Origin of the sequence: Marinospirillum sp., assembly GCF_035271045.1 — a bacterium.
Lineage (GTDB): Bacteria > Pseudomonadota > Gammaproteobacteria > Pseudomonadales > Halomonadaceae > Marinospirillum.
Map to the genome: position 1 here is coordinate 17,941 of NZ_DATESC010000018.1, position 17,043 is coordinate 34,983.

Annotated in this window: 13 protein-coding genes; 12 read left to right on the top strand and 1 reads right to left on the bottom strand. The window is 43.8% G+C overall.

What is annotated here, in order from left to right; translation table 11 throughout:
• Positions 1–11 precede the first annotated feature (11 nt).
• The 4 genes from aroC (at position 12) to phaC (ending at position 4,259) form a co-directional block, all read left to right on the top strand.
• Positions 12–1,112: a chorismate synthase gene (gene aroC, locus VJY63_RS07435; RefSeq protein WP_324049541.1), complete on the top strand. Its 1,101-nt coding sequence runs from the start codon at positions 12–14 to the stop codon at positions 1,110–1,112.
• Between the two features lie 127 nt (positions 1,113–1,239).
• A complete protein-coding gene (locus VJY63_RS07440; RefSeq protein ID WP_414674829.1) occupies positions 1,240–1,485 on the top strand; it encodes a DUF6489 family protein in 246 nt (81 codons plus the stop codon).
• A 192-nt stretch (positions 1,486–1,677) separates the two neighbouring features.
• Positions 1,678–2,100 carry a phasin family protein gene (locus VJY63_RS07445; RefSeq protein WP_324049545.1) on the top strand — a complete coding sequence of 141 codons (423 nt, stop codon included), beginning with the start codon at positions 1,678–1,680 and terminating at the stop codon, positions 2,098–2,100.
• Positions 2,101–2,195: 95 nt separating this feature from the next.
• Positions 2,196–4,259, top strand: a complete 2,064-nt coding sequence (phaC, locus tag VJY63_RS07450) for a class I poly(R)-hydroxyalkanoic acid synthase (RefSeq protein WP_324049547.1) — start codon at positions 2,196–2,198, stop codon at positions 4,257–4,259.
• Positions 4,260–4,357: 98 nt separating this feature from the next.
• On the opposite strand, the gene rne is transcribed toward phaC, so the two are convergent.
• Positions 4,358–7,123 (bottom strand): ribonuclease E, encoded by a 2,766-nt coding sequence (gene rne, locus VJY63_RS07455; protein ID WP_324049548.1) that lies wholly within the window; start codon positions 7,121–7,123, stop codon positions 4,358–4,360.
• Positions 7,124–7,436: 313 nt separating this feature from the next.
• Here rne and VJY63_RS07460 point away from each other — a divergent pair, with 313 nt between their 5' ends.
• From VJY63_RS07460 to VJY63_RS07495, 8 genes are all read left to right on the top strand, one after another.
• The gene (locus tag VJY63_RS07460) at positions 7,437–8,399 is read left to right on the top strand and encodes an RluA family pseudouridine synthase (RefSeq protein WP_324049550.1); all 963 of its coding nucleotides are present in this window, start codon (positions 7,437–7,439) and stop codon (positions 8,397–8,399) included.
• Position 8,400: 1 nt separating this feature from the next.
• On the top strand, positions 8,401–9,396 hold the full coding sequence (locus VJY63_RS07465) for a S49 family peptidase (RefSeq protein ID WP_324049551.1): 996 nt from the start codon (positions 8,401–8,403) through the stop codon (positions 9,394–9,396).
• A 129-nt stretch (positions 9,397–9,525) separates the two neighbouring features.
• Complete coding sequence (locus VJY63_RS07470) at positions 9,526–10,659, top strand: efflux RND transporter periplasmic adaptor subunit (protein ID WP_324049553.1); 1,134 nt, start codon at positions 9,526–9,528, stop codon at positions 10,657–10,659.
• A gap of 10 nt (positions 10,660–10,669) precedes the next feature.
• The gene (locus tag VJY63_RS07475) at positions 10,670–13,795 is read left to right on the top strand and encodes an efflux RND transporter permease subunit (RefSeq protein ID WP_324049555.1); all 3,126 of its coding nucleotides are present in this window, start codon (positions 10,670–10,672) and stop codon (positions 13,793–13,795) included.
• A gap of 140 nt (positions 13,796–13,935) precedes the next feature.
• Positions 13,936–14,472, top strand: a complete 537-nt coding sequence (locus VJY63_RS07480; RefSeq protein ID WP_324049557.1) for a YceD family protein — start codon at positions 13,936–13,938, stop codon at positions 14,470–14,472.
• Between the two features lie 37 nt (positions 14,473–14,509).
• Positions 14,510–14,689, top strand: coding sequence for a 50S ribosomal protein L32 (rpmF, locus tag VJY63_RS07485; RefSeq protein ID WP_324049559.1), 180 nt, complete (start codon positions 14,510–14,512; stop codon positions 14,687–14,689).
• Positions 14,690–14,714: 25 nt separating this feature from the next.
• The gene (plsX, locus tag VJY63_RS07490; protein ID WP_324049561.1) at positions 14,715–15,746 is read left to right on the top strand and encodes a phosphate acyltransferase PlsX; all 1,032 of its coding nucleotides are present in this window, start codon (positions 14,715–14,717) and stop codon (positions 15,744–15,746) included.
• Complete coding sequence (locus VJY63_RS07495; RefSeq protein WP_324049563.1) at positions 15,733–17,022, top strand: hypothetical protein; 1,290 nt, start codon at positions 15,733–15,735, stop codon at positions 17,020–17,022. The genes plsX and VJY63_RS07495 overlap by 14 nt, the downstream gene beginning before the upstream one ends.
• Positions 17,023–17,043: the final 21 nt, after the last annotated feature.

The following is a 17,043-nucleotide window of genomic DNA, read 5'->3' on the forward strand; positions in this document are numbered from 1 at the left end:
GAAATAACATTATGTCGGGCAATTCCTTTGGAAAACTTTTTACTGTCACCACCTTTGGTGAAAGTCATGGCCTAGCCTTGGGCGCTATTATTGATGGTTGTCCGCCGGGTATGGCATTAACTGAAGCCGATTTACAGCTAGATTTAGACCGTCGTAAACCTGGAACCAGTCAACATACTACTCAGCGTCGTGAAGCAGACCAGGTGCAAATTCTTTCTGGTGTTTTTGAAGGTAAAACAACAGGTACACCAATAGGTTTATTGATAAAAAATACTGACCAGCGCTCTAAAGATTACGGTAAAATTAAAGAGCAATTCCGGCCAGCACATGCTGATTACACTTATCAGCAAAAGTATGGCATTCGTGATTATCGGGGCGGTGGTCGTAGTTCTGCCCGTGAAACAGCCATGCGTGTTGCAGCCGGTGCGATTGCAAAAAAATACCTGAAAGAAACCCTCGGTGTTGAAGTGCGCGGCTATTTGTCACAACTAGGGCCAATTAAAGCAGAGCGATTGATTTGGGAAGAAATAGAAAAAAATGATTTTTTCTGTCCGGACCCCGATAAAGTGCCCGAAATGGAAAGCTACATGAAGGTTCTGCGCAAAGAAGGCAATTCGATTGGTGCTAGACTACAGGTTGTGGCAACGGGCGTGCCACCGGGGTTAGGCGAGCCGGTTTTTGACCGCTTGGATGCTGATATTGCCCATGCCATGATGTCTATTAATGCAGTTAAGGGAGTCGAAATAGGTGCCGGTTTTTCCTGTGTGGAACAAAAAGGTACTGAGCATCGTGATGAAATCACTCCTGAAGGTTTTTTAAGTAATCATGCCGGTGGTGTGCTGGGTGGGATTTCCAGTGGTCAGAGCATCGAAGTCAGCATTGCGCTTAAACCTACCTCCAGCCTGCACCTGCCGGGACGCAGTATAGATTTTCAGGGTCAGCCTTGCGAAGTGATCACAACCGGCCGTCATGATCCATGTGTTGGTATTCGTGCAACACCTATTGCTGAAGCCATGTTGGCCATTGTACTGATGGATCACTTATTGCGACATAGAGGGCAAAATGCTGGTGTTGTACAATTAACACCTATTATTCCTGCTAGTGTTATTTAGTTTTTTTATGCATATTTTAGTTTTTGGTCAAGTATCAGGCTAGAGTCTTATTTTGCACTTGTATTGTATATGCCATACTGCTTAGTATAGATAGTTAAATAATTCAAAACTTACGTGGAGTATGCTAGTGAAGATCAATGTTGAATTTGATATAACTCCTGAAGAATTTCGTAAAGCAATGGGCTTGCCCGATGTTCAGCATTTTCAGGAAGAGTTAATGAGAAAAATAGCTGAACAAATGGATGCAGGTGTTGAAGGTTACGATGCCTTGTCTCTTATCAAGCCTTACTTTTCACAAAGCTTTGATTCAGTCAATAGCTACCAAAAAATGATGATGGACTTAATGTCAAGCTATGGTCAAAATAAGAGCTAAAAGTTTGACAAAATATCTTATTTAGTAAACTAGCACAAAAGTAATTAACCAAATGCTATAATATAAATTGCACTCAAAGAATAAGAGTTGCAATGTAATTAAATGTATAAATTTAGCGTATAGAACTTTTATCTATACAAAACTTAAACAGAGTTTAAACTCTGAAATAAAATGTAACTTTGGAGAGTAACAATGATGCAAGATAAAACAATGCAAGACAAAGTGATGAATGCATTTTCTGAACAAACTAAAAATATGTATAACCCAATGCGTAAAATTAATGCATTGTTAGTTGAAAATATGGAAAAAATGACTGATTTTCAACTAGAAGCTCTAAAAGCTTATAGCCATATGGGTTTAACCCAAATGAAGCAGGCAACTGAAGTTAAAGATGCTGACAGCGTTCGTGATTACAGCACAGCCCAAGCTGAAATGATGAGCACTTTGAGCAAAAAAGTACTTGAAGATGCTAAAACTATGGCTGACATGAGCATGGAGTTTAAAGCTGAAATTGAAAAAATCATGGAAGAATCTCGTGCTCAAGCTTTTAATAAAGCGGCTGAAGGTAAAGCAACTAAGTCAGCAGCAGATGCTAAGCCAGCAGCTAGCAAGTAATATCGATTACTAGCTAAAGCTCCAAGCGTTTAAAATAAATAAAAAAGGGGCTAACAAGCCTCTTTTTTGTAGATAAATAAAAGGGAAAGTGCTTAATGACCGAAAAGACTAACGATCAACAGTCAGGTAATGAATCATTTGATTCTGCTGAAATGTTTGAATGGATGACGGAAGCTAATGAGCGCTATAAATCGGTAATCAAGCAGTTTATAAACCGTAACGAAGGTGGTTCTAGTGATTCGTCTTCATCTGTTCTTAATGATATAGGTGAAAATTTTCAACAGTTAGGGGAGCAATTAGCGGCTAATCCTATGGTGTTGTTTGACGAACAAATGAGCTTGATGCAAGGTCAAACACAATTATGGCAAAATACTGTACGTGAAATTTTGGGTAATAAGGACGTTGAACCTGTTATTGAGCCTGCCAGAGATGACCGCCGTTTTACTGATCCAGAATGGTCTGAAAATTTAGTTTATAACTTTATTAAGCAGACTTACCTACTTCAGTCTCGTAGTGTTTTTAACATTGTACAGGGTGTAGATGGTTTAAAAGATGAAGCACGTCAACAGGTTGATTTTTACACCCGTCAATTAGTCAATGCTAACTCACCTTCTAATTCTTTATTTACCAATCCTGAAGTGGTTCGCCGCACGCTAGAAACGCGTGGCAAAAACTTAATCGACGGTATGGAACAACTGGGTCGAGACTTAAAAGAAAGTGCCGATGGTTTGAATGTAACCATGACGGATAGCACTGCGTTTACTTTAGGTGAAAACGTTGCAACAACACCGGGTCAGGTGGTTTTTCAAAATAAACTGATTCAACTCATTCAGTATCAGCCAACCACTGAAAAGCAATTCAAAACGCCTTTATTGGTTGTCCCACCTTGGATCAATAAATACTACATTTTAGATTTGCGTGAAAGTAACTCACTTGTTAAGTGGTTAACGGATCAAGGTCATACGGTGTTTATTATTTCATGGGCTAATCCAGGTCCTGAAATGCGTGATTATGGTTGGGCTGAGTATATGCACCAAGGGCCTTTGGCTGCTATGGATGCGATTAAAGAGCAAACAGGTGAACCAGATGTGAATCTGCTTTCTTATTGCATTGGTGGTACTTTAACCGCTTCAACCGTTGCTTATCTAACAGCTAAAGATCAAGCTAGTCGTGTTAAATCAGTGACTTATATGGCTACTTTGCAGGACTTTTCTGATCCGGGTGAAATTAGCGTATTTATTAATGAATCACGTTTGGTTAGTATTGAAAAGAAATTGGATCAGCTAGGTTATCTTGATGGCCGTGCAATGGCTTTTAGCTTTAACCTACTGCGTGAGAATGATCTTTTCTGGTCTTTTTACATTAATAACTACCTAAAAGGCGAGCGTCCCGCTGCATTTGACCTGCTGTATTGGAACACTGACGGTACGAATATGCCGGCAGCAATGCACAAATTCTACTTACGCAATATGTACCTAAATAATAAGTTAATTCAGCCAGGTGGCATTGAAGTGGATGGTGTTAAGATTGATTTAAGCCAAATTAAAACACCGGCTTATTTTATTTCGACTATTCAAGATCACATCGCTAAATGGAAATCAACTTACAAGGGCGCTCAGGTTCACTCTGGTCCTGTTAAGTTTGTATTATCTGGTTCTGGTCATATTGCAGGCGTTGTTAACCCACCGAATAAGGTTAAGTACGGTTACTGGACTAACGAGACGATTGCTGAAAATCCTGATGCTTGGTTTGCTGGTGCTGATAAGCATGAAGGTTCTTGGTGGCCAGATTGGCAAGAATGGGCGACTAGCAATAAATATGCTGACCCTACGAGCCAAGTGGCAGCACGTGACCCAAGCAAAGGTAAGCTTAAAGCTATAGAGGTAGCACCGGGTAGTTATGTGAAACTGAAAATAACCGATGTTATTAACCCTAATAAAGTTAAAGTTGTTGAGCCTGTTGCAGCCGAGTCTAAAGCTACTGAAGCTGAGGCTACTGAAGTAAAAGCTACTGATGAGCCTAAGGTTGAAGTAAAAGTTGAGCCAGCTGTTACAAAAAAAGCGGATGATTTTAAGCTTGAAGTTAAAGCAACACCTGCAACAGCAACTAAGCCTACTAGGGCTAAGCCTAGAGCAGCAGTTAAACCTAAAGCTAAGTAATAATAGCTTTGCTGATTAGTCAGCAGTAAGTTAATAAAAAGGCTACCCTATTTGGGTAGCCTTTTTTATTTGCAGACAATTTTTATAATTAAAGAGTTTTAGGCATCAGGCGGTGTTGGTAGTAATTCTGCTTCCATCTTTTTACGACGGCGGACTTCACGTGGATCATTGGGCGCACGTCCGGGCAAGGGTTGATAACCGGGTAAGTGGGCAAAAGGATTGTCAAGTGTGGCTGCTGCAACCTTTGGTTTGATTTCAGCTTCTACTGCTGGTACTTTTATTTCTTTTGTTGCAGGTACGTTTGCTTCGGTAACTGGTTCAGATTTTTCAATCGGCTTCTCAATCACCTCTGGTGTTGTAATCACTTCTGATTTCTCAACCACTTTTGATTTCTCAACTACTTCTGATTTCTCAACTACTTCTGGTGCTTTGGCAGCTATTACGGCTTCAGTTTTAACTTCCTTGGTAACTGCTGGGAGCTCATTTTTAGCTGTTTCGTTAGCGAGTGTTTCTTTAAGTGAGTGCTCAGAGTCGCGTTGAGGTTGCTCTATTGCTGATTTTGGTTCTGTTTCTATTGCTTCACTTACCGTTTCATTGACTTTTTCATTGGGTAGGTTTTTAGCCGTAGGTGCTTGAGTTACTGTTTGTTCAACAGGCACCACTTGTGGCTTGTTAGTCGCATCTTCGGTGTCAGTAGCCTTGTTCGTTTTATCTTCAACGATTGCCGGGTCAGCTGCTTTTAACTTATTGAAGTTGGGTGCAACTGCCGCATCACCTGTTGCTGCTTTATTACGGCGGCGATTGCGTGGGTTAGTACGTGTTGGCTTAGGCGGTGTATTGCTGTCTTGAGCTTGTACAGTAGGGGTTGTTGGACGTTGTGGTTCTTGGCGCGTGGTTTCTGGACGCGAATTATCATTTTGTGCGCTGTTGTCATCACGACGATTATTAGTGCGACGTGTGTCAGGACGCTGACGATTATTACGCTGGTTATTGTCAGGGCGTGGACGACTAGGGCGCGGTGTTCGTTCGCTGCGTTGTTTATCGTTAGGCGCATTATGGGTTGTTGGCTTGCTGGCCGTTTTAGGCGTTGGTTTAGCTACCACTTCCACTTTTTCAGCGCTAACATCGGGCGTGCCCAAAAACAGCTTAATCAGGCGACCAAAAAAGCCGGTTTTTTCTTTAGCTTCTAACGCTGGTGCTGGCGTGCTAACTGCTGGTTTTTCTTGGTTGGTAGCCATAGCAACGGGTGCAGGTGCTGGCGCAGTACGAATAACATTTTGTACGGCTGCTTCAGCAAAGCCGGTTGCTTTTTCATTGTTGGTTACGGGTTCTTTGTCATTGTGCGAACTGACATCTAACTCATAGCTTGCGGTTATAACGTCGGTGTCTTCAAGTTCATCTTCGCGGACACGCACCACATCATAATGAGGGGTATGCATATCAGGATTAGGAATAACCAGCACTTCAACGCCTTGGCGTTTGCCAATGTCGTAAAGGGGCGAGCGTTTTTCATTTAATAAGAAAGTTGCCACACTTACAGGCAAAACTGCACGAATTTGTGCCGTATTTTCTTTCATGGCTTCTTCTTCAATTAAACGAAGAATAGAAAGTGCGATGGATTTAACATCACGAATTGTGCCTTGACCTTCGCAACGTGGGCAAACCATACCACTGGTTTCACCTAACGAGGGGCGTAAACGCTGGCGTGACATTTCTAATAAGCCAAAACGTGAGATACGACCAATTTGTACACGAGCACGGTCAATTTTTAGCGCATCACGCATCCGGTTTTCAACTTCGCGCTGGTTCTTAATTGGACTCATATCAATAAAGTCGATAACGACTAAGCCACCAATATCACGCAAACGTAACTGGCGAGCCACTTCATCGGCTGCTTCAAGGTTGGTCTGCAGCGCTGTCTCTTCAATGTCACCACCACGGGTTGCGCGGGCAGAGTTTATATCCACAGAAACCAAAGCTTCGGTGTGGTCTATAACAATTGAGCCACCGGAAGGCAGTTTTACTTCACGTTGAAAAGCGGTTTCTATTTGGCTTTCTATTTGGAAGCGAGAAAACAGTGGTACGTCATCTTGATAAAAGCGGATTTTGCTTTGGTAAGAAGGCATTACTTGCTGAATAAACGTTTGCGCTTGGTCATAAACTTCTTGGTTATCAATTAGTACTTCACCAATGTCTTGGCGTAGGTAGTCACGCATGGCGCGAATAATAACGTTAGATTCACGGTAAATAAGAAATGGCGCAGGTTTTTCTAGTGCGGCTTGGTTAACCGATTCCCAAATTTTAACAAGGTAATCTAAGTCCCATTGCAGCTCTTCACTGGTACGGCCAATACCGGCTGTACGAACAATGACACCCATTTGATTGGGTACGTTAAGGTTACTCATGGCTTCTTTTAAAGCGCTGCGTTCTTCACCTTCAATACGCCGAGAAATGCCGCCAGCGCGTGCATTGTTGGGCATTAAGACCAGATAGCGACCTGCCAAGCTCACGTAAGTGGTAAGGGCTGCACCCTTGTTGCCGCGTTCTTCTTTATCAACTTGAACAATAACTTCGGTGCCTTCTTTTACCAAGTCACGAATATTGCCACGGCCTTCGTTGGGGCTTTTCGCAAAATATTCACGCCCAATTTCTTTTAGCGGTAAAAAACCGTGGCGATCAGCGCCATAGTCAACAAAAGCAGCTTCTAAGCTGGGTTCAACACGGGTAATACGTCCGCGATAAATATTGGCTTTTTTGGATTCTCTGGAACCTGATTCAATGTCCAGATCGTAAAGTCTTTGACCATCAACAAGGGCTACCCGACGCTCTTCTGGCTGGGTAGCATTAATTAGCATACGTTTCATGGTGTTTCCGTAGGTTTTGGCGGCCCAGATATGGCGGGTTGTTTACATTAGGTTTTTCATGTTTAGACTAAAAATAAATAATTCACAACTCAAGTCTGTGCCGCGGCTTCTTCTAAAATATGTTTTGCACTGGCCTGCGTGTCACCCACCAAAATTGACTGTGGGTGCAGGCGCTGCATGAGGGTGTTATGCCCTTTTCCGCGCTACCGCATCATACCAGCAGTCATAGGGCTGAGCAATCGGTCAGAAAAAGACGTTTAAGCTTGTTATACTGGCGCGATTTTAAGACTAGCCAACCTAGGTGATTTGATTTATGTCGAGCACAGCAGGCTCCCCCGTTGCAGTAACTTATTTAGAAGTAACCGCCAATGCAGATGGTCAAAGGTTAGACAATTACCTGCTTAATCAGCTTAAAGGCGCACCTAAAACATTGGTTTATCGGATTATTCGTAAAGGCGAAGTGCGTATTAATAAAAAACGCGCTAAAGCAGATACGCGTTTGCAAGCAGGCGACTCGATCAGAATACCGCCGATTCGTTTGGCAGAAAAAGCGTCAAAAACACCGATTGGTGCTGGTTTGCGTGAGCTTTTAGAAGGTAAAGCATTGTTGTTTGAAAATGACATGGTGATGGTGTTTAACAAACCGGCAGGGTTAGCTGTGCATGGCGGCAGCGGCGTGCGGATAGGTTTAATTGAGGCGCTGCGTCAGGTTCGTCCAGAATTAGTTGATCTTGAATTGGTGCATCGACTTGATAAAGATACTTCAGGTTGCATTTTGCTGGCTAAATCACGGCAGGCACTTAATTTTTTACAAGACCAGTTGCGTGAACACAGCATGAGTAAAATTTATCAGGCTTGGGTATTAGGCCGTTGGCCAAACAACTTAGTGGAAATCAACGCACCGATTGATCGAGCGTCTTCACCTTCGGGCGAGAGGCGCATGAAAATTGCCGACTTTAAAGAAGGTAAAGCGTCGTTAACACGTTTTAAAATCATTAAAAAACATCAAGATTTAACCTTAATAGAAGCAGAGCCAGTGACTGGTCGAACGCATCAAATTCGGGTTCACGCCACTTCAGCCGGTTTTCCATTGCTGGGTGATCCCAAGTACGGTAATGATTTAATTAATGAACATTTTCGTTGTGCGGGGATCCCAAGAATGTTCTTACATGCAAGGCGTTTAGAATTTTTAGATCCGCAAACACTAGTGCGCCTAAGTATAGAAGCGCCTTTAGATGAAAATTGGCAGAAAGTTGAACAGGTTAAGGTTAAGTAAAATGAGTGAACAACACGATCCTTGGACTAGCCAAGCTAAGTCAGTTGAAGAGCATAAAAAAACAGGTGAACCAGAGCAATGGATGCAGGCTTGGGCAAAAGAGGTATTACTGGAGCAGCGTCGTGCAAGGCGCGGACGTTTAATTGGCGGTATTTTTCGTGGCGTTATAACGCTGGTGGTTTTATTGGTGATCTTTGGTTCAAGCCGTCAGTTTTTTTCACCCGCAGCAGAAGACGCGGTGAGTGGCAGCCCTCATTTAGCCCTGATTGATATTAAAGGCACGATTGAAGCGGATGGGCGTGCGAATGCGGCAACGGTATTGCAAGGGGCGCAGCGGGCTTTTAATGCGGTGGGTGCTAAGGCTGTCGTATTAATAATTAATAGCCCAGGCGGTAGCCCAGTTCAATCAGGGCAAATTTACGATGGGATTGTTAAGCTAAAACAAGCGAATCCTAATTTGCCTGTTTATGCAGTGATCGAAGATTTAGGTGCTTCTGGCGGTTATTACATTGCGGTTGCTGCTGACACCATTATTGCCGATCGCGCCAGTTTGGTGGGTTCGATTGGTGTCGTTTCGGGTGGTTTTGGTTTTAAAGAAGCAATGGCGCGTTTGGGCATTGAACGCCGTGTGTTTACTTCGGGCGATAACAAAGCTTTTTTAGATCCTTTTTCTGACATGAATGACGAACAAAAAGCATTTTGGCAAAGCATTCTTGACTCAACGCATCAGCAGTTTATTCAGCGTGTAAAAGAAGGCCGTGGTTACCGTTTAGCCAACAATCCAGCGATTTTTTCTGGTTTGGTTTGGAATGGCGAGCTGGCTTTAGCGCAAGGTTTAATTGATGAGTTGGGTTCTGTTTTTACGTTGCAAGCGGCTTTGGGTGTGCAGCACAGTGTTAATTATACGCCAGAACCTAACCCTTGGCAGGTATTAGAAAAGCGCCTTAGTACGGCATTTAAATCGGCTTTAGTTGAGTTGTCTGTACCCAGTTACTAAGTTGCTATGTTTGTGAAAATCTAAGTGATTAGTATTACTTTAATTTGAATTTATGTAGAATAGAACGCTCAGTCTAATTTACCGTAGCGTTGCTATGGTTTCTGGCATCACTATTTAAATGAGGTTGTTATGCGTATGCCTTTTCGTCCTACCTTTCTTGTTGCCTTGCTAGTAAGCATTTTTCTGATGGGCTGCGATCAACAAGATACAGCAGCGCCTTCAGCTGCTGCACCAGTTCAAGAAGTTTCTATCGTAACGCTGGCTAGCAAGCCGATTACTTTGCACCGTGAATTATCTGGGCGCACTCACCCTTTTTTAATTGCTGAAGTTCGCCCGCAAGTGAGCGGTCTTGTTGAGGCGCGTTTATTTACTGAAGGTGCTTTAGTTGAGCAGGGTCAGCCACTTTACCAGTTAGATAATGCACTTTATTTGGCGGAATTAAATAGCGCTAAAGCGTCATTACAGCGAGCGGAAGCTTCATTGAGTTCGGCGCAGCGAGTGGCGAAACGTGCAGAGAGTTTACGTGCCACAGGCGCGATTAGTCAGCAAGGTTACGATGATGCTAAAACGGGGTTAGAAGAAGCGCAAGCCAGCCTAGCGGTTGCAAAAGCGACGTTACAAAGCCGCCAAGTAACGTTAAGTAATGCCCGTGTGACTGCACCTATTAGCGGTAGAATTAGTATTTCTTCTGTTACGCGTGGTGCGTTAGTGACGGCTAATCAACCGCAAGCCCTTGCCACCATTCAGCAGCTAAATCCACTGTACATTGACGTGACTCAATCATCAGTTGAGTGGTTAAAGCTTCAGCGCCAACTAGAATCAGGCGCATTATCACGTGCTGAAGATGTTGCTGTACGTATTACATTAGAAGACGGCAGCGTTTATCCACACGCAGGCCGTATGACATTAGCGGACGTTACGGTCAACCCTACGACAGGTAGTTTTGCTTTACGTGCTGAAGTGCCGAACCCTGAGCACCTATTATTACCGGGTATGTATGTGCGCGCACGGATTAATATGGGAACGCGTGCTGAAGGCTTGTTAGTGCCGCAGCGTAGTGTTGCGCGTGATGCCCGTGGCGAAACCTTTGTGATGTTGGTGAACGAAAATAACCAAATTGAACGCCGCACTATCCTTGTGAATCAAACCATTGGCGACCAATGGTTGGTTGATTCGGGTGTTGCGTCAGGTGATCGCATTGTTGTGGCTGGTCTGCAAAAAATTCGTCCCGGTGCCACGGTTAAAACCGTTAAAGCCGAATAAGGAGTAGCGCATGGCTCGCTTTTTTATTGATCGCCCTGTTTTTGCTTGGGTAATTGCAATTATTATTATGTTGGCCGGTGGCTTAGCCGTTTTAAAGCTTCCCGTTTCTATGTATCCACCGATTGCACCACCTTCAATTGATATTCGTGCTTCTTACCCTGGTGCATCTGCACAAGTGGTAGAGAACTCGGTGACTCAAATTATTGAGCAAAATTTAACGGGTTTAGATGGTTTGCTGTATTTTTCATCAAATAGCTCTTCTAGCGGTGCAGCGGCGATTAGCTTGACGTTTGCTACGGGTACAGACCCAGATACAGCGCAGGTGCAAGTACAAAACCAAGTGCAGGCAGCTATGCAACAACTGCCACAAACCGTCCAGCAGCAAGGGGTTCGTGTTAATAAATCGAGCACTGGTTTTTTGCAGGTCTTAGCGTTTTATTCAAGCGATGGCAAAATGAATCGTGCAGACATTGCCGATTATGTTAATACCAATTTATCAGAGCCGTTAAGCCGTGTACCGGGTGTGGGTCGTGTGCAAGTATTTGGCGCAAAATATGCTATGCGTATTTGGCTGAATCCTGAAAAACTCGATACTTATAAACTCACCACTAACGAAGTGATTGCGGCCATTAAAGGGCAAAATGCTCAAGTGGCCGTAGGTCAATTAGGTGGTACACCTGCAGTAGAAGGTCAGCAGCTTAACGCAACGATAAACGCGCAAGACCGTTTGCAAACGGTTGAAGAATTTCGTGACATTGTTATTCGTGCCAATACCGATGGATCAACGCTGCGTTTAGGTGATATTGCGCGTGTTGAGTTGGGGGCTGAAAATTATAGCTATTTAACACGTTATAACGGACAAGCAGCCAGTGGCGTGGGTATTTCATTAGCGTCAGGTGGTAATGCACTGTCAACGGTTGAAAACATTGCTGCGTTAATGGAAGAGCTAAAACCTTTCTTTCCAGAAGGTTTAGAGTTAGCCATTCCTTTTGATACCACGCCTTTTGTTCGCGTTTCCATTAAAGGTGTATTCACCACGTTAATAGAAGCCGTTGTTCTGGTGTTTCTAGTGATGTATTTATTTTTACAGAATATTCGCGCCACCATTATTCCGACCATCGCTGTGCCAGTCGTATTATTGGGTACTTTTGGTATTTTGGCTGCGTTAGGTTTTTCTATCAATATGTTGACCATGTTTGCCATGGTGTTGGCGATAGGTTTGCTGGTAGATGATGCCATTGTGGTGGTGGAAAACGTTGAGCGAATCATGTCAGAAGAAGGTTTGTCGCCCTTGGAAGCCACGCGTAAATCCATGGATCAAATCACGGGTGCGCTGGTCGGTATTGGTTTAGTGTTATCAGCAGTATTTGTGCCTATGGCGTTTATGTCGGGTTCAACAGGGGTTATTTACCGTCAGTTCTCGGCTACCATTGTTTCGGCAATGGGGTTGTCGGTATTGGTTGCCATTGTATTAACCCCCGCGCTGTGTGCCACCATGTTAAAGCCTATAGTGAAAGGTCAAACCCATGAAAAGAAAGGCTTCTTTGGTTGGTTTAACCGCAGCTTTGATCGAATCAGTGTGTCTTATCGTGGTGGTGTAAAAGGTATGCTGCTGCGTCCTGCTCGCTTTATGCTGGTCTTTGCTTTGCTTGTAGGGTTCATGGCTTGGATGTTTGTACGCCTGCCCAGTTCTTTTTTGCCCGCAGAAGACCAAGGTGTGCTTATATCACAAGTGATTGCGCCGGTGGGTGCAACGCAAGAGCGTACTATGGAAAGCATCTATAAGCTTGAAGATCATTTTATGCAAAATGAAGTCGATGTTGTCCAATCAGTTTTTAGCATTCAAGGCTTTAGCTTTGGTGGTGCTGGGCAAAATGCCGGTATTGCGTTTGTTAAGCTAAAAGATTGGTCTGAACGTACTACACCTGAAACCAGTGCTGGCGCTACGGCTGGTCGTGCAATGGGTGCGTGGCAAGGCTTAAAAGATGCCATTGCGTTTACTTTTCCACCACCTGCCATGCCAGAGTTAGGTGTTGCTGCTGGGTTTAGCTTTTTCTTAAAAGATAATGCTGGGCAAGGGCATGAAGGTTTGCTAAATGCGCGTAATCAGCTATTAGGTTTGGCGAATCAAAGTGCATTGCTAACGCGCGTGCGTCCTAATGGGCAAGAAGATACACCACAATTTCGTATTGATATTGACACCGCGCGTGCATCGTCACTAGGTTTGTCAATGGCTGAAATTAACGCAACGTTATCAACCGCTTGGGGTGGACAATACATTGATGACTTTATTGATCGGGGTCGTGTTAAGCGTGTTTATATGCAGGCTGATGCTAATTTCCGTATGTCGCCTGAAGATATGTTGCTTTGGTCGGTTAAAAATAATCAAGGTCAAATGGTGCCTTTTGCAGCTTTTGCTTCTACGCGTTGGGATTATGGTTCGCCGCGTTTAGAGCGCTTTAATGGCGTAGCCGCTATGGAAGTGCAAGGTGAAGCAGCTACGGGCATTAGTTCAGGTGAAGCGATGGATGAAATTGAACGCCTAGTGCAGCAGTTACCGCCAGGCTTTAGTGTGGATTGGAGCGGCTTGTCTTACCAAGAGCGCCAAGCCGGTTCTCAAGCGCCTTTGCTTTATGCTTTATCGTTGCTGGTTGTTTTCTTGTGCCTCGCTGCACTTTATGAAAGCTGGATAGTGCCAACAGCCGTTATGCTGGTCGCGCCTTTAGGTATTTTAGGCACGGTGTTAGCGAATACAGCGCGTGGCATGGAACAAGATATCTATTTCCAAGTTGCCATGTTAGCCACAGTGGGTTTAACCAGTAAAAATGCCATTCTTATTGTCGAGTTTGCTAAGGCTAACCTAGAGCAAGGCATGGCGTTAATTGACGGGACGTTAAGTGCGGTGAAAGACCGTTTGCGACCAATTATTATGACCTCGCTTGCCTTTGGTTTGGGTGTATTGCCTTTAGCCATAGCAACGGGCGCTGGTTCTGGCGCACAACGTGCTATAGGTACGGGTGTGCTGGGCGGTATGTTGATTGGTACTTTTTTAGGTATTTTCTTTATTCCACTGTTCTTTGTTGTTGTACAAAAACTGTTTGGTAAAAAGAATCTAGTTAAAAGTGAAAAAGTTTAAGTTTGAATAAGGGTGACTTGTGCGTTATGAAAGCATAGAATAGCCGCCTTTACAGGCTTGTCCTGTTAGTTTTTGCGCTGAAGTGTCTTTGTGCTTTGACACTTAGGTTAAGTCACTCTATTATTACGCGCTTGAATTTTATGCAAAACGAATACTTGCGTCACCCGCTGGATCCTAGAAAATTATGTACTGCAGAACGGGCAATCACTGTTGATGTGTCTATGCAGGCTATGCAACGGTTGCAAAAAATGTTGGTGAGTGCTGAAGGCGAAGCGCATTATGCGTTGCAATTCAGTATAGGCCAGCAGCGACTGTTGCAAGTTCAAGGGACGGTTAAGGGTGAAGTGACACTGGAATGCCAGCGTTGTCTGGAAGCAGTAAGTCAGACACTTGAGAGCGAATTTTTATGGGGGCTGGTGACTAGCGAAGAAGCGGCGATTAATTTGCCACGAACGCATGAACCCATCTTCATAGAAAATGAGACACTCGATCTTCTGCCTGCTTTAGAAGATGAATTGATTCTAGCCTTGCCTCTGGTGGCTTACCATCCAGAAGGCAGTTGCAAGGTACCTGGTCAGCTCACTGAGCAGCAGCCTGAAGTTCAAGTGTCTACAAAGAAACACAACCCTTTTAGTGCTCTGGCTGATTTGAAAAAATCACTTAAATCCGGGCAATGAATGTTTAAGTTTGGCTTAGTAAACCTGGGAGTAAATTATGGCTGTCCAAAAATCTAAAAAAACCCGTTCTGCACGTGGTATGCGCCGTTCACACGATGCATTAACTACAACTGCATTGGCTGTTGATGCAACGTCAGGTGAAGTTCACCGTCGTCACCACGTGACTGCTGAAGGCTTTTACCGTGGCAAGCAAGTTATCAACAAAGACGCAGAATAAGTACTGATTTGCACTGGTTTTAGTTGTGCAGATTAACTTGGCTATTGATGCCATGAGCGGGGACTTAGGTCCCCGTACTAATATCGCTGGTGTGCTATTAGCACTGCTGCATGACCCTCTTCTTAGCGTTACCCTTGTTGGCAAGAAATCACTATTACAAACCCTTTTGCTACAACATCATCTAAGTTGTGAATTTGCTGCGCGTATTTATTTATTAGCCAGTGATGACGTTATTGGTATGGATGAAGCACCGGCTTCAGTGCTGCGTAATCGCAAGCAATCATCAATGCACCTAGCGGTTAAATTGGTTGCTCAAAACCTGTGCCAAGGTGTTGTTAGTGCAGGTAATACCGGCGCTTTAATGCTCATTAGTCGTCATTATTTAGGTATGTTGTCGGGCATTGAAAGACCGGCTATCAGTACCGCTATACCCACTTATAAAAGCCACAGTTACTTGTTAGACGTTGGTGCTAATATCGCCTGTCAACCAGAACATTTATTGCAGTTTGCTTTGATGGGTTCGGTGATGGTTAGCTGTGTTGAAGGCAAAGTTAAGCCGCGTGTTGCTTTGTTGAATGTCGGACACGAAGCCATTAAAGGTAATAGCCTTGTTAAAGAAGCCGCAAATTTGATCAGCCAACATCCTTGCCTTAATTATGTTGGCTATATTGAAGGCGATAAAATTTTTAACGGCGATGTAGATTTGGTTGTTTGTGATGGTTTTACTGGCAATACCGTCTTAAAAACCAGTGAAGGTTTAGCCCGTTATTTATCAGGGCAAATTCAAGGCCTTTTTCATCAAAATGGTTATAGTCGTTTAGTGGGTTTTATGGCTAAGCCTTTATTGCAGCGTTTAAAACAACAGATGGATCCGGTGCGTTACAACGGTGGCAGCTTTCTTGGCTTGCAGGGTTGCGTTGTTAAAAGTCATGGCAATGCTGACGCTAAAGGTTTTTCTTTTGCAATCATGCGTGCTGCGATTGAAGCAAGGCAAGGGCTTGCAGCGCATTTACAATTGGCTATGAAAAAACAGCATTTACCTAATGAAACCTGCTGACCCATTAACTGGCTATAGCCTATTTATCATGGTTTTGTTGGCACTGTTAGCTAGTTTTGGCTGGCCTTTATTGGCGAGTTTAGCGGGCTGCTTTGCGTGGTTTGCTGCGGTGCGTTTGTTTCGCCGCTTATTACCGCTGCAAAAAATTCAAGTGTTAATTATGTTGGCTATAGGCGCTGTGGGTTTGGTATTTGGTCAACTAAAAAATACCGATGTAAGCTGGTTACTTAAAGCTTTAGAAGGCAATCAAGGCTTGATTAGTATGCTGCTTTCCGTAAGTTTTTTAAGGCTTGTTGCTATCACCGAGCTAGCCGCAAAAGAACCCTTACCCGTTGGTCGTCGTGCTTTATGGAAAACGTTGCTGGGTGTGCATTTTTTTGGTGCGGTGATTAACTTTTCAGCGATGATTATTATGGCTGATCGCTTAGCCAATAAGCAGGTTTTAAGTCCTTTGCAAGCATTAGTGATTAGCCGTGGTTTTACGTTAGCAGCGCATTGGTCGCCTTTTTTTGCTTCGATGGGGGTGGTATTAATCAGTGCGCCGGGTGCGAGTTTATGGACGTTAATGCCGGTAGGTTTGATGTTGGCAGCTATAGGCTTATTGATTGCTGGTTTTTTATTAATGCGTAAGCCTGAAGCAGAGTTAACCGCCGCCTACCCTATGCATTGGCGAGCGTTAACCTTGCCTTTTTTATTAGCCATCAGTGTGCTGGTCGTGCATTTAATTAAAGAAGACATTCCTGTTTTAACCCTTGTTTCTTCTTTGTCACTATTCTTTACGCTGCTGCTGTTGGTGTGGCGCTACCGTTACAAAGCTTTGCAGTATTTACGCCAGCACATAGCGCATACTTTGCCCACTATGTCGGGTGAAGTACTGTTGTTTTTAGCGGCAGGTGTTTTAGCAGCGGGTTTGGGTTCTGCTTTACAGGCGGCGGAGTTTTCTTTACAGCTAGAAACCTTTGGTGCTTGGCAAGCTTGGTTGCTGTTGTTGGTATTAGTAGCGATTTCAGGTTTAGGCGTGCATCCAGTGATTAGCATTGCAACCGCAGGCGGTTTATTTTCGCCTTGGGTAAGTGATCCTAATTTGTTAGCTTTGGTTTTTTTAATGACGTGGGCTTTAGGGGTTAGTTTATCGCCTTTGTCTGGTACTCACCTTGCTATGCAGGGGCGCTATGGTATAGCTTCCTATGCCTTTACGCGGTGGAATTTAGGGTATGTTGGTTTATTGTTGTTATTGCAACTGGCTGCTTTGCACTTTTATGTAGCGTTAAATTAGTGACTAAATTTAATTTAAAAT

What these genes read in the sequence shown, in the direction of transcription:
- VJY63_RS07495 (WP_324049563.1), top strand. Translation starts at nt 15,733, where the DNA reads ATGAAACCTGCTGACCCATTAACTGGCTATAGCCTATTTATCATGGTT.
- VJY63_RS07465 (WP_324049551.1), top strand. Translation starts at nt 8,401, where the DNA reads ATGAGTGAACAACACGATCCTTGGACTAGCCAAGCTAAGTCAGTTGAA.
- VJY63_RS07460 (WP_324049550.1), top strand. Translation starts at nt 7,437, where the DNA reads ATGTCGAGCACAGCAGGCTCCCCCGTTGCAGTAACTTATTTAGAAGTA.
- phaC (WP_324049547.1), top strand. Translation starts at nt 2,196, where the DNA reads ATGACCGAAAAGACTAACGATCAACAGTCAGGTAATGAATCATTTGAT.
- VJY63_RS07445 (WP_324049545.1), top strand. Translation starts at nt 1,678, where the DNA reads ATGATGCAAGATAAAACAATGCAAGACAAAGTGATGAATGCATTTTCT.
- rne (WP_324049548.1), bottom strand. Translation starts at nt 7,123, where the DNA reads ATGAAACGTATGCTAATTAATGCTACCCAGCCAGAAGAGCGTCGGGTA.
- VJY63_RS07480 (WP_324049557.1), top strand. Translation starts at nt 13,936, where the DNA reads ATGCAAAACGAATACTTGCGTCACCCGCTGGATCCTAGAAAATTATGT.
- rpmF (WP_324049559.1), top strand. Translation starts at nt 14,510, where the DNA reads ATGGCTGTCCAAAAATCTAAAAAAACCCGTTCTGCACGTGGTATGCGC.
- VJY63_RS07475 (WP_324049555.1), top strand. Translation starts at nt 10,670, where the DNA reads ATGGCTCGCTTTTTTATTGATCGCCCTGTTTTTGCTTGGGTAATTGCA.
- aroC (WP_324049541.1), top strand. Translation starts at nt 12, where the DNA reads ATGTCGGGCAATTCCTTTGGAAAACTTTTTACTGTCACCACCTTTGGT.
- VJY63_RS07470 (WP_324049553.1), top strand. Translation starts at nt 9,526, where the DNA reads ATGCGTATGCCTTTTCGTCCTACCTTTCTTGTTGCCTTGCTAGTAAGC.